The following is a 12,769-nucleotide window of genomic DNA, read 5'->3' on the forward strand; positions in this document are numbered from 1 at the left end:
CCTCATGCCAGGAACCTGTAATCTTCACTGATGGCCTGCGCTATCGCGCCGCTGCGGGCCATGAACCTCAAAAGGAATTCGTGCAGGCCAAGTTCAAAAATTCCTTCAACGGTCAGCTCGTTGATCTCCATATCCGCATTGCGCATCAACTCATTGCACTCGCCCTCGGCACCGTGGATCTTCGCCAATGCGGCCAAGTGTACGCGCAGCGCATTGCGGCAAAAGGCAAGGCTGCGCGGAAAGCGATCATCGAGCACCAGAAACTCGACGATGCTGCGCGCGTCGATCACGCCTGCATTGAGCCAGCTATAGGCGCTTTCACCCGCAACCGAGCGCAGCACTTGATCCCACTGTCCGGTATCGAGACTGGTCCCGACATGCTTCACGCTCGGCAGCAGCAGATAGTATTTCATGTCGAGAATGCGCGCTGTGCTCTCCGCCCGCTCGATAAAGGTGCCAGCGCGCGCGAAGTGGTAGCCTTCATTGCGCAGCATGGAACCTTCGACCGCGCCGTGAACCATCGTGCCCGCCCGGCGGATCATGCTGATCACGTCACCGACAACATTGGGACCGATGGGCCTAGCGAGCCGCTCATCAAGCTCCATCCAGCTTTCATTGACCGCAGTCCACACCTCGCTCGAAATATTGGTCCGAGCCATGCGCGCATTCTGCCTGACCAGGCCGAACATTTCACGCACATTGGCAGAGTTTGCCCGCTCTCGCAGGATGAAATTCCACACCTGCTGTCCGGTATATTCGTCATATTCCGCTTCATAAGCGGCGCGCTGGCCAGAGGTTGCGATCACAGAGCGCCATTCGGCCTGAGCCGTCGCTTCATCGCGAGTAAGAGCCATGCGCATGCCCGCATCGAGCAGGCGCGCAGTGTTCTCCGCCCGCTCAAGATAGCGGAACATCCAGAACATCCCGTTGGCGGTCCGGCCTAGCATGTGCGCACCTCCACCATCAGTCTTTCAAAACCCAGGTGTCTTTGGTGCCGCCGCCCTGGCTGGAATTGACGACCAGCGATCCCTTCTTCAGCGCAACACGGGTCAGGCCACCGGGCGTAATGTCGATCCCGTCGGGCGAAACGAGCACGAACGGGCGCAGGTCTAAATGGCGCGGCGCAAGACCTTTATTGGTGAAGATCGGACAGGTCGACAGCGATAGGGTCGGCTGCGCGATATAGCTTTCCGGATTCGCTTCGATTTTCTTCCGGAACGCCTTGATCTCGCGTTTGGTCGCGGTCGGGCCGATCAGCATGCCGTACCCGCCCGAGCCGTGGACTTCCTTCACCACCAGCTCGTCAAGATTGTCGAGCACGTGCGCTAGGCTATCGGAATCGGCACACCGCCACGTTTCGACATTGGGCAGCAGCGGCTTTTCACCCGTGTAGAATTCGACGATCTCCGGCATGAAACTGTAAATCGCCTTGTCATCTGACACGCCCGTACCCGGTGCATTCGCGATGGTGACATTGCCCGCGCGATAGACATCCATGATGCCTGGAATGCCGAGCACGCTGTCAGGGTTGAACGTCAGCGGATCCAGATATTCATCGTCGACCCTACGATAGATCACATCGACTTGCTTATAGCCATCGGTGCAGCGCATCTGCACCCGGCCATCGACGACGCGCAGATCGCTCGCCTCGACGAGGACCGCGCCCATTTGGTCAGCGAGAAACGCGTGCTCGAAATAGGCGGAATTGTAGATGCCCGGCGTCAGCACCGCGACATTGGGTTTGCCGGTGATCCCTTCCGGTGCGCAAGCTGCAAGACTGCGCGCGAGACGGCGCGGATAGTTGGATACGCTCTCAACCGCGACGCGAGAGAAGAGGTCAGGGAACATCGACATCATCGTCTCGCGGTTTTCGAGCATGTAAGACACGCCCGACGGCGTGCGGGCATTGTCTTCGAGCACGAAGAAATCGTTCGGGCCGGTGCGAACCAGGTCAATTCCGACAATATGCGTGTAAATCCCGCCCGGCGGGGTGAAACCGACCATATTGGGCAGCCACGCATCGTTGTTGCGTAGCAGCCGCTCGGGAAAGCGCCCCGCACGAATGATCTCTTGCCGGTGATAGAGGTCATAGAGAAACGCGTTAAGCGCCCTCACCCGCTGCTCGATCCCGCGGGTAAGCTTGCGCCATTCATCCGCCGTGATGATGCGCGGCACCATATCAAACGGGATCAAGCGCTCTTCCGCCTCATCTTCGCCATAAACATTGAAGGTGATGCCGGTGCGGCGAAAACTCTCGTCCGCATCTTTCGCCTTGCGCTTCAACAGCTCGTTCGGCTGCTCGTCGAACCATTTACAATAGTCGGCATAGGCCGGGCGAACTTCGCCAGCCGCGTCATACATTTCGTCAAAGTTGGCGGACGACAGAACAGTTTCCCCGTGATTTGCGATCGCAGAGGGACGCTAAGCGCAAACCCCCGTCTTCACAAGGAAAGGCTCAGACGGATTCTAGTTCCTCAAGAACCGTCTCAATCGCATCGGTCGCATAGGTAAAGCCAATATGCGTGCAGCGCAGGGAAACGGCGCGGTCGCGCTCTCCTGGCTTACCGCAAGCGGCGCGCACGTCAATCATGCCGTCGCGCGGGCTCCACAATGCGATCGTTTCCACCGGCGGCTTTTCCGCAACATCGGTTTCGACCGGCGGATTGTCGACGCTGTGTCCAGTTACGAATTGATAGATGCGCCATACATTGTTCGCTCGCGGATCACCCGAAAACGGCGAGCCCATCGTGATGACTTTGGCGACCGCCTGGGGCTGGCGTTTGGCCAGTTCGCGCCCGAAGATCCCGCCAAGACTCCACCCGAGCAGCACGACCTTTTCACCGGAGCGCTCGTGCAATTCGAGCAGGCGCGCCTCCAACTGCTCCAGATTTTCCTCGGTAGGGCCAAGGTTCCAACCTAGCCCCCATCGCTTGGCCGTATGCCCGGCTTTTTCCAGATGCTGCGCCATATAGCGCATCCGATAGGGGTGCGTCATAAAGCCCGGTAGCACCATCACTGTGCGGGGATTCTCGGCCTTGCGAACAATGATCTGGCGGCGGCGGCGACGCACGACTTCGCCAAGAGCCTGCGCCTCTGCGGCAAACCGCCATAGCGGCGGGCGACTCGCTGGCGCTTCAACGGGTTCACGCGCCAGAGCAACCCGGCGCGCAAGCTCCTCCCGCGTCCAAAGCGAAGAACGCCTATCAGAAAAAGAAGCGCGCGTGGCCATGCGCCGTTTCATCGCTCACCTCGCGTGAACACCGACTGAAGCCTGCGCGCAGCTTACCCTACTCGGTGCACTCGTCAGCGACCCATTCGGAGGTGTTCTTCATCGTCATGGAGGCTTCGCCAACGCCGGGTATCTGTGAGGTCATGGTCATGTTCGTCTCGGTCTTGGTCGCGCCAACGGTGCCTTCCATCGCCATGCGCATCTCGCCGCCCGCAGCCTTGCAGACGAGCACCGCGTCGAGCTGATCGCCTTCGAGGTCGAACTTCTCGTAAGAGCAATCGCCTTCCTGACCTTGGCTCATCATGTCCTGGAAACCGTTTTCAGCCTGCTCTTTGGTAACGCAATATTCGACTGTCGTGTTCATCCCAGCCTGGTTCATCTGGTCAGCAGAGATTCCGGGAACCTTCGCGTCGATCATTTCCACGGTTGCCTTGTATTGGCCCGCCTTAGGCTTAATCGCGCCGCCGGCTGCATCCACCGCCGCGCCCGCTTCAGCCATGCTGACTGCGCCATCGCCATCAGTGTCAGCGTCTGCCGTGCTGATATCCGAGCTGTCCGAGCAAGCCGCCAAGGTAAGTGCGAGCGCCGCTGCGCCAAAAATAGAAGTCTTCATCAGTAATCCCTTCACAAACAGCTCGGGGGAGCCACATCGCCATCAATCACGAATGTCTAGAGGTATCGCCGCCTCGCTCTCTTCACAAGGGCGATCGGACAACGCATATGGGCTGACATGTCAGAACTGATCATTAGGCGCGGTCTGGAAGAGCCGGAAACCGGCGAAGAATTTACCCCTCACCGCCCGCAGCGCCCCGAAAAGTCGATGCCGGGCAAGGCCTTCAAGCTGGTGTCCGATTATGAGCCTGCGGGCGACCAGCCGACTGCGATTGCGGAACTGGTAAAGGGCACACAGGAAGGAGAAAAAACGCAAACGCTGCTAGGCGTGACGGGGTCGGGCAAGACCTTCACCATGGCCAAAGTAATCGAGACGCTTCAGCGCCCTGCCCTGATCCTTGCGCCGAACAAGATCCTCGCCGCGCAGCTTTATGGCGAGTTCAAAAGCTTCTTTCCCGAAAACGCGGTCGAATATTTCGTCAGCTATTACGACTACTACCAGCCAGAGGCCTACGTTCCGCGCTCCGACACTTACATCGAGAAAGAGTCTCAGCGTGAACGAGGCTATCGACCGGATGCGCCACTCGGCCACCCGCGCGCTGCTTGAACGCGATGATGTGATCATCGTTGCCTCGGTCTCGTGCCTGTACGGTATCGGCTCGGTCGAGACCTATTCGGCGATGATCTTCGACATCAAGAAGGATGAGACGGTCGACCAGCGCGAGCTGATCCGCAAGCTCGTCGCGCTGCAATACAAGCGCAACGATGCGGCGTTTCAGCGCGGCACTTTCCGCGTGCGGGGCGACAATCTGGAGATCTTCCCCAGCCATTATGAAGACATGGCGTGGCGCATCAGTTTCTTCGGTGATGAGATCGAGGAGATCAGCGAATTCGACCCCCTGACCGGCAAGAAGGGCGCCTCGCTCGACAAGGTTCGGGTCTATGCGAATTCGCACTACGTGACGCCCGGCCCGACGATGAAGCAGGCGACCGAGGCGATCAAATTTGAACTGGAGCACCGGCTAAAGGAACTTCAGGAAGAGGGGCAATTGCTCGAAGCGCAAAGGCTGGAACAGCGCACAAATTTTGACCTTGAAATGATCGCGGCGACGGGCAGCTGCGCGGGGATCGAGAATTATTCCCGCTTCCTCACCGGCAGGCTTCCCGGAGAGCCGCCACCCACCCTGTTCGAATACCTGCCGGAAAACGCGCTGCTCTTCGTAGATGAGAGCCACCAGACCGTGCCGCAAATCGGCGCAATGTCCAAAGGTGATCACCGGCGCAAAATCACACTTGCGGAATACGGTTTCCGTCTGCCCTCCTGTATCGACAACCGCCCCTTGCGCTTCAACGAATGGGACGCGATGCGCCCGCAGACCTTCGCCGTCTCGGCCACCCCCGGTGCGTGGGAGATGGAACAGACCGGCGGCGTCTTTGCCGAACAGGTCATCCGCCCCACCGGCTTGATCGATCCGCCGGTCGACATTCGCCCGGTCGAGGATCAGGTGCAGGATTGCATTCAGGAATGCCTTGAGACCGCGAAAAAGGGTTATCGCACGCTCGTTACTACGCTGACCAAGCGCATGGCCGAAGACCTTACCGAATTCATGCACGAAGCGGGCGTCAAGGTCCGCTACATGCACTCCGATGTTGAGACGCTCGAGCGCATTGAGCTGATCCGCGATCTGCGGCTCGGCGTTTATGACGTGCTGGTCGGCATCAACCTGCTGCGCGAAGGGCTCGACATTCCCGAGTGCGGGCTGGTGGCGATCCTCGACGCCGACAAGGAAGGCTTCCTGCGTTCCGAAACGTCGCTGATCCAGACGATTGGGCGCGCGGCGCGGAATGTCGATGGCCGTGTGATCCTCTATGCCGACCGCGTCACCGGCAGCATGGAACGCGCGATGGCGGAGACCGAGCGTCGCCGCGAAAAGCAGCGGGCCTTCAACGAAGAGCACGGCATCACCCCGCAAACAATCAAGCGCGACATTGCCGATATCGTCGCGCACAGCGCTGCGCAGGATGGCGTCACCGTCGATACCGGCGATGATGAGGTCAACAATCTGGTGGGCCACAACTTGCGCGCATACATCGAAGACCTCGAAAAGCGCATGCGCGATGCGGCGGCGAACCTCGAATTTGAGGAAGCCGGACGCTTGCGCGATGAAATCCGCCGGCTTGAAAATGACGAGCTCGGCCTGCCTGATGACCAGAAGAAGGCACCGCGCGTCGGTCGTTCAGACGCAGGCCGACCCGGCACACGCAAAACACGCTATGGGAAGACGCGATACAAGAAGATGGGCGGGAAACCGTGAGGATTGCGCTAGTCCTTGCGGGCATGGCCACTCTCGCCGCGTGCAAGCCGCCGCCGACCGATGCGGATATCGCGCGCGATATGCCTGAGGAGGCACACACCGGTCCGTCCGAGCCCCTCGATTCTCCTGATACCGAAGGGGCGACGTGGGCCGCCAGCGCGACCCCTTGGCGGATCATATATGGCAAACCGGGAGAGCCGCCGCTGGTTGCGCTCTCCTGCCTCGACGAAGGGCCAGAGACAGTGCTGCGCGTCACTCGTTTTGCTCCGGCTCGATGAAGGCGCAGGCGCGATCCTCGCCTTTGTCGGGAACGGTCATATCGGGCGGATGGAGGTCGATGCGACCGAGGTCGACGGCACATTCGTGTGGCAGGGTGAGGACCCTGCGAGCGACACTGACTGGGAGCCGCTGACCGGCCCGCGCGACTTGACCGTGACGATCCCCGGCGCAGGGATGGTGACACTCAACCGCAGTGAATTGGCGCGCGATCTGGTGATCGGGTGCCGCGGCGGCAGGGTCAATCCAGAGCCTGAGTTTCTGGCAGAGGCGGACCGGTCAGAGAGCGAGCTTGTTGATAGCGAAGAGCTTACCGAAGAGCCTGAGCCCGCTGAATAAGCATCTCAGGCGTCAGAACTTGCGGCAATTGCTCCGCCTGAGCGTCAGGCTCGTACCACAGGTATAGCGGCACGCCCGCCGCCCCTTGCTCGCTCAGGAACATGGTGATTTCCTCGTCGCGCTGGGTCCAGTCGCCGACCATCGCAATCACGCCCGCTTCCTCGAACGTTTTGGCGGTTGCCTCGCGCTCGATCGCGACGCTCTCGTTCACTTTGCAGGTAACGCACCAATCGGCGGTGAACCAAACAAAGACAGGCCTACCGCTCGCCCGCGCCTCAGCGAGAGCGACGTTGCTGAACGCCTGCGGTTTGAGGAGCGATTTTGAGAGGTCCGAAGTTTGCTCGGTGTAGCTTGATGGAAGTGCGAAAGCTCCAAAGATCAGGAATGGCGCAGCGATCAGGCCAAAGGCAGGCCAGGCCATTTTACCTGCGCGTTGCAGCTTGCCCACCACCATCAGGCCTAGGATCACGCCGAAGACGACGATAAGCGCGAACATCGCAAAGCCGCGTCCGCCCAGCTGCACAGTGAGCCACAACAGCGCCAGCGCAGTGAGGCCCATCGGGATTGCCATGATGCGGCGAAAACGCTCCATCCACGGCCCCGGCTTGGGCAGGCGTCTGCGCAAGGCTGGCACAAAACCGATCAGCAAAAATGGCAGCGCGAGGCCTAGCCCGAGAGCCGCGAACAGCAGCAAGGCTGGAGTGATGGGTAGCAGCAAGGCTGCACCCAAAGCCGCCGCCATAAATGGTCCGGTGCACGGGGTCGCAGCGACAGCGGCCAGCACGCCCGTCGCGAATGCTCCGCGTCCGTGGCTCTCGCCCGTGTCGATGCTCGGCAATTCGAACAGCCCGCCAAAGTTTGCGGTGATCACGCTCGCAAGCACCAGCAGCGCCACCACCACGCCGGGGCTTTGCAATTGGAACGCCCAGCCCACCTGCTCGCCTGCTGCACGCAAGGCCAGCATCAGCCCGCCCAGCGCAACGCAAGAAAGCACCACGCCTGCGGTATAGGCCAGCCCGTCGCTGCGCGCAGCGGCTTGGCTCTCACCCGCGCGGGCGAGCGACAACGCTTTTAGGCTCAGGATCGGGAAGACGCAGGGCATGATGTTGAGCAGAAAGCCCCCGCAAGCGCGCCCAAGAACAGCGTCCAAAGCGGCGGAATACCCGACATTCCAACCGGGCCTGCGATCAAATCACCCTCAGGCTGCACATCGCCCCTGATCGCCTCGAACCGGACGCCGGTTTCATCGTCAAATGCCAGAATGCCGGAAATCGTCTCCATCGTCCCGTCATTGGAGGGATTGTAGGGTATCTCAGCGAACAGTTTATCGCCGCTCCGACGGAACGTCTGCGCCCCAGCATATTGCACCAAGCGCGTATTTGCTACGAACACATGCGGAGCCGCCAGTTCGACGCTTTCGGGGATAGGAATGGAAAGGCGCACATTGTCGCCGCCCGGGGCCCATACTGCCGTGGCATCCAGCAGCGGCGCAATCTCCGCCCGCCAGCGCGCAAAATCGCCGCCCTGTGTCTCTCGTAGAACCGTATCCTGCGGCACGCATATCTCGTCAGTGCAGGCGAGATATTGGACAAATCCCATCACCGGCGCGCGGGCCGTGTTATCGACCTCTGCTCCGACCGTAATCGGCACCAGCACCGTATACGACCCCTTATAGATGTGGTTCATCAGATTGCCGGTCTCGAGCGCCTGCACGAAGGTCTGCGGGACGGGATAGAGCGGCTCTCCCATCTCCCAGCCCTCGGGCAGATCGAGCTGCAACTGCATCCCCTGCCCCGCATCGCCGGGATTGGACCAATATCCGTGCCACTCCTCTCCACTCGCCTGATCGGGCGTAAAACGCAGCGCGAGCATCCATTCTTCGCCAGCCACCGGCAGGCCATCGGCAAACAGCTCAACGGAAATGTTGTCATCGCCAAATACCGGCTCAGAGGGAATTGCCGCCGAGTTGTCCTGTGCAGCAGCCGGTGCGAGCAACGGCATCAACCCGCCGCCAATTGCGGCGAGCGCAAGCGCACATGCAACAAACCATAGCCTTGCAAAGCGAAACATTCTTGCCTCTATCACGGCCAAACCTTTAGGAGCGCTGATGAGTATTCGCAATCGGCGCGGATAAGGTTGCACGAGGTTTGCAAGATATGAGCGAAGAGACACGCGACCTGTTGATCCTTGGCGGCGGACTGGTCGGCATGACGTTGGCCCTAACGGCAGCGCGCAAGGGCTTCTCGAGCCATGTGATCGACCGCGCAGATCCGGCTGAACTGACCGCCGAAGGGTTTGATGACCGCGCGACCGCAATCTCGACCGCCAGTTGGCATCTGTTCAAGAACATCGGCCTTGCTGAGGGTCTAGAGGAATTCGCCTGCCCTATCTCGAAAATCGCCGTCACTGACCAGCAAAAGCCGGGGCGGATCGACTTTGAGCCAGAGCCGCATGAGGGATCGCTCGGGCGGATGTTTCCCAATCGCCGCCTGCGCTTGGCGCTGTTCGAGGCTGCTGCGGACGAACCGCTGATCAACTGGGTCTCGAAGGCCGAAGTCAGTGAGCGTCAGCGCAGCGAATATGGCGTCGCAGCTGTGCTCGCCGATGGCCGCAAACTGAAAGCGCGGCTGATGGTCGCCGCCGAAGGTCGCCAATCGCCGACCCGCAAGGAAGCAGGCCTCGTCGTTGCCAATTGGGATTACAGCCACCGCGCCGTGATCGCCGGACTGACGCATGAAAAACCGCACGAGAACATCGCGTGGGAAATCTTCTATCCCGCCGGTCCGTTCGCGTTGCTTCCTATGCTCGATGATGAGCAAGGTCGCCACCGATCCTCGCTGGTCTGGACCGTCTCGGAAGAAGATGGCGCGGGTGTCACAAAACTGGGCGACCGTGCGTTTCTCGCCGAGGTCGAAAAACGAATGGGCGGCATTTATGGCAAGGTGACAAGTGTTGGCGTGCGCTCATCTTGGCCGCTCGGGTTCCATCACACCGCCAAGATCACCGGAGAGCGGCTCGCGCTGGTTGGCGATGCTGCGCACGGCATCCACCCGATTGCGGGACAGGGCCTGAACCTCGGGCTGCGCGATGCGGCAACTTTGGTTGAAGTACTGGAAGAGGGCCGCCGCATTGGTCTCGACCCCGGCGATCACCAATCGCTTGTGCGCTATGAGAATTGGCGCGGGCTCGATGCCTTTATGGTGGCCGGCGCGACCGACACACTCACCCGGCTGTTTGGTGTAAAAGGCAAGACCGCCTCTGCCGTGCGGCGGCTAGGCATGGGCGCGGTGCAGCGCAGCGGCGCATTGAAGCACTGGTTTATGGACGAAGCGCGCGGCGTCTCCGGCGATCTGCCGGAATTGCTGCGCGCCTAAACAAGCAGCCTACTCTTCAGACGTAGCTTCGACCGGGCTTAACTGCTCAACCGGATTGCCGGCACCATCGCGCAAACGGCGTGGCTCCAGAACAGCGGCGGTTTCAAGCGTTTGCAACGCTTCCATCGCATTGTTGTAACGCGTTGCATCAGCAATCCAGTTTTCCGCCCGCGCGGCGCCGGGAAGGTTTTGCACTTCGGCAATCGCTGCATCCACGCGCCCGCTTTGCAGGAACAGTTTTGCGCGGTCCAGCCTACGCTCGGGCTGCGGCGAAGGCGTATCTTCGCGGCGGATGACGAACATCTCACCGATCTCGCGGCGAATATCCGCCCAGGAATTGATTTCATCACCCTCGGTCACTTCCGGCCCTAACCCCTCAAGCCGCGCGAGCAGTTGATCCAGCGTGATCGGGCGGCGAGAGAAGGTGATGATAGTGCGAACGGCATTGGGCCAGTTGTCGCCAAAACGCAGCCGCAACTGGTCGGCGAGGAAGCCAAGCTCAGCGCCGCGCTCGACCGCCCGGCGGGTCGCAAAAGCGATCAGCAGGCCTTCTGCGCGCGCCGCGTTGCCAGCCGCCGCCTGCGCTTGCAGATCAAGCCGCGCGAGGCGCTGCTCTGCCGCCGCAAGCCGTTGATCCAAACCACCCTGCTGCTCAGCCAAGCCTTCAACCGCCTCGGCCTGTTCTTCAATCGCGGCCTCGGTCGCCTCGCCAGTCGGTTCGGGCAGAGCAGGAAGTTCAGCCTCGCCGGTTTCGGTAGGGCTTGCGGTTTCGGCGGGTTCGCTAACCGCCGCGATCTGCGTCGGCTCGTTCTGGTTGGCGTTATACCACACGATATAGCCGATCAGCGCCCCGCCTGCGGCAAAGCTCGCGAGCGCTGCTAACAATACACCTTTGGTAGAGCCGCTTTTGCGACGACTGCCGTATTTCGATTCCATTATTGTCCGTTCTGCGATCCGTTTCGCGGGCCACCAGGCGCGCGGATTTTGGCTATTCTTGCCATATGTCCTGCGCCAAAGCTAGCAATTCGGCCTCATTTGGGGAAGCGGGAGCATGCGTAGCTGCCCAGCCCGAGCCTGCTGCGGCGAGGATACGTGGGCCCAACGCTGCGAGCGTGATCTGACTGCGATCAACTCCTAAGCGGACGCATTCATTGGCAAAATGCTGCGCCGAAGCTGCCGAATAAAGCAGCACGATGCCAGGCAAAGGAGGTGCATTTTCGAGCGGCAGGTGCCGCATCCTGTAAACCACTTTTTCGGTGATAGTGACGCCTTCGGGCGGGTGAAGCGTGATCCGCTCCTCACCTGCGAGGCGGATATAGTGCGCTGGCGCGACTGCCAATGTGTCTAGCAGAGGCTGCAAGCCGCCGTCGCCGGTGAGAGCCACACCAAAGCCCGCATCGCGCGCTGCTTTGGCTGTCGCATGACCAACCGCGTGAACCGGCAAATGTTTGAGGTGCTCAAGCTGCGGGCCGCCGTGGCGAAACGCGTTCGCGCTGCCCACGAGGATAGCGTCGATCCCTTCGAGACTTGGCGCTTCCCATTGGACTGGCTCGGCAGTTGAGAGCGCTATTCCCTCAATGGGCAGACCCAATTCCTTTCCCAGTTCGAGTGTCGAGCTGAGCCCCGGTTCGGGTCGGATGGCGATGATCGCCGTGCGCATCGGATGTCAGCCCGCGCCGCCGAAGTTTTTCAGAATTTCAGCGCTCGCTCGTCCGAGCAGGTCCGCCGCAAGCGCCTTCGCCGCCGCGTCGTCGCCAATGGCAAAGCTCGCCTCGCCATCGACCCGTTCTTGACCATCGCCGCTGAACAATGCTGCGCGCATCGTCAGCGTCTCACCCTTGGCATCGCATTGCACCGCAACCGGGCTGTGGCAGGTGCCGCCAAGCGCTTCGAGCAGCGCGCGTTCGGCCAGAACCTCGGCACGCGAGAGGGCGTGATCAATCGCCCTGACTGCTGCGACCGCCGCTTCATTTTTGACGGCGCATTCGATCCCGATGGCGCCTTGCGAGGCGGCGGGGATCCATTCGCCTGTGTCGAGCGGCGCGCCAACCGCTTCCTCGCCCAAGCGCTGCAATCCTGCCGCCGCAAGGAAGGTCGCATCCGCCTCACCCGCTTGCAATTTGCCAAGCCGGGTCGCGACATTGCCGCGAAACATCACGACTTTGAGATCAGGCCGGTGGTTGAGCAATTGCGCAGCGCGGCGCGGCGCACTTGTGCCCACAATTGCGCCTTCAGCAATCGCAGCGATGCTCTCTGCCCCGATCAGCACATCGCGTTTGTCCGCGCGCGGCAGGATTGCGGCCATGGTGAAGATTGCGGGCCGGATCGTCTCGACGTCTTTCAGGGAGTGCACCGCCGCATCGATCCGCCCTTCGGCAAGCCATGCGTCCAGTTCCTTGGTCCAAAGCGCCTTGCCGCCAATGTCGGCCAGCGGGCGGTCCTGGATCTTGTCCCCGCTCGCGCTCACCGGGACCAGTTCAACCTGATCCTCGCCCCAGCCATGCGCCGCACACAGCCGCGCCCGCGTCTCATAGGCCTGCGCCATCGCCAGCGGGGATTCGCGCGTCCCCAGCCGCATGCGAATCTCGCGCGGCGCCGGACTGCTGGGCTGTTGCATCGTAGAT

General features: G+C 61.1%; 12 protein-coding genes and 1 pseudogene. 4 read left to right on the top strand and 9 right to left on the bottom strand.

All coding sequences use genetic code 11. The annotated features are described in order from the left end of the window. Positions 1-2 precede the first annotated feature (2 nt). The 4 genes from ACZ1GU_RS10285 to ACZ1GU_RS10300 all read right to left on the bottom strand — a co-directional run bounded on the left by ACZ1GU_RS10285 (position 3) and on the right by ACZ1GU_RS10300 (position 3,842). A complete protein-coding gene (locus tag ACZ1GU_RS10285) occupies positions 3-947 on the bottom strand; it encodes an alpha-E domain-containing protein (RefSeq protein ID WP_472647903.1) in 945 nt (314 codons plus the stop codon). 16 nt (positions 948-963) lie between these two features. Next, positions 964-2,361 carry a circularly permuted type 2 ATP-grasp protein gene (locus tag ACZ1GU_RS10290; protein WP_472647904.1) on the bottom strand — a complete coding sequence of 466 codons (1,398 nt, stop codon included), beginning with the start codon at positions 2,359-2,361 and terminating at the stop codon, positions 964-966. Positions 2,362-2,455: 94 nt separating this feature from the next. Then, the gene (locus ACZ1GU_RS10295) at positions 2,456-3,229 is read right to left on the bottom strand and encodes an esterase/lipase family protein (protein WP_472647905.1); all 774 of its coding nucleotides are present in this window, start codon (positions 3,227-3,229) and stop codon (positions 2,456-2,458) included. Positions 3,230-3,287: 58 nt separating this feature from the next. After that, positions 3,288-3,842: a DUF3617 domain-containing protein gene (locus ACZ1GU_RS10300; protein WP_472647906.1), complete on the bottom strand. Its 555-nt coding sequence runs from the start codon at positions 3,840-3,842 to the stop codon at positions 3,288-3,290. A gap of 117 nt (positions 3,843-3,959) precedes the next feature. Between ACZ1GU_RS10300 and uvrB the strand changes: the two are divergent. The 3 genes and pseudogenes from uvrB to ACZ1GU_RS10315 all read left to right on the top strand — a co-directional run bounded on the left by uvrB (position 3,960) and on the right by ACZ1GU_RS10315 (position 6,771). After that, positions 3,960-6,156: pseudogene (uvrB, locus tag ACZ1GU_RS10305) on the top strand (excinuclease ABC subunit UvrB). Continuing rightward, positions 6,153-6,434, top strand: a complete 282-nt coding sequence (locus tag ACZ1GU_RS10310; protein WP_472647907.1) for a hypothetical protein — start codon at positions 6,153-6,155, stop codon at positions 6,432-6,434. The pseudogene uvrB and the gene ACZ1GU_RS10310 overlap by 4 nt, the downstream one beginning before the upstream one ends. Then, positions 6,418-6,771: a hypothetical protein gene (locus ACZ1GU_RS10315; protein WP_472647908.1), complete on the top strand. Its 354-nt coding sequence runs from the start codon at positions 6,418-6,420 to the stop codon at positions 6,769-6,771. The genes ACZ1GU_RS10310 and ACZ1GU_RS10315 overlap by 17 nt, the downstream gene beginning before the upstream one ends. Here the strand turns inward: ACZ1GU_RS10315 and ACZ1GU_RS10320 are convergent. After that, positions 6,743-7,873: a protein-disulfide reductase DsbD family protein gene (locus ACZ1GU_RS10320; RefSeq protein WP_472647909.1), complete on the bottom strand. Its 1,131-nt coding sequence runs from the start codon at positions 7,871-7,873 to the stop codon at positions 6,743-6,745. The two genes, ACZ1GU_RS10315 and ACZ1GU_RS10320, sit on opposite strands and share 29 nt — an antisense overlap. Beyond that, positions 7,849-8,841: a protein-disulfide reductase DsbD domain-containing protein gene (locus tag ACZ1GU_RS10325; protein WP_472647910.1), complete on the bottom strand. Its 993-nt coding sequence runs from the start codon at positions 8,839-8,841 to the stop codon at positions 7,849-7,851. Before ACZ1GU_RS10325 ends, ACZ1GU_RS10320 begins: the two co-directional genes overlap by 25 nt. Before the next feature lie 86 nt (positions 8,842-8,927). On the opposite strand from ACZ1GU_RS10325, the gene ACZ1GU_RS10330 reads away from it, so the two are divergent. After that, a complete protein-coding gene (locus ACZ1GU_RS10330) occupies positions 8,928-10,145 on the top strand; it encodes an FAD-dependent monooxygenase (RefSeq protein ID WP_472647911.1) in 1,218 nt (405 codons plus the stop codon). Positions 10,146-10,154: 9 nt separating this feature from the next. On the opposite strand, the gene ACZ1GU_RS10335 is transcribed toward ACZ1GU_RS10330, so the two are convergent. The 3 genes from ACZ1GU_RS10335 to hemC are packed head-to-tail and all read right to left on the bottom strand — an operon-like array spanning position 10,155 to position 12,723. Continuing rightward, entirely contained in the window at positions 10,155-11,081 is a 927-nt protein-coding gene (locus ACZ1GU_RS10335; protein WP_472647912.1) for a hypothetical protein, read from the bottom strand. Between the two features lie 52 nt (positions 11,082-11,133). Next, positions 11,134-11,805, bottom strand: a complete 672-nt coding sequence (locus ACZ1GU_RS10340; protein WP_472647913.1) for a uroporphyrinogen-III synthase — start codon at positions 11,803-11,805, stop codon at positions 11,134-11,136. A gap of 6 nt (positions 11,806-11,811) precedes the next feature. Next, complete coding sequence (gene hemC / locus ACZ1GU_RS10345; RefSeq protein ID WP_472648758.1) at positions 11,812-12,723, bottom strand: hydroxymethylbilane synthase; 912 nt, start codon at positions 12,721-12,723, stop codon at positions 11,812-11,814. Between the last annotated feature and the right edge of the window lie 46 nt (positions 12,724-12,769).

It is taken from the genome of Erythrobacter sp. HA7-11 (genome assembly GCF_055693605.1).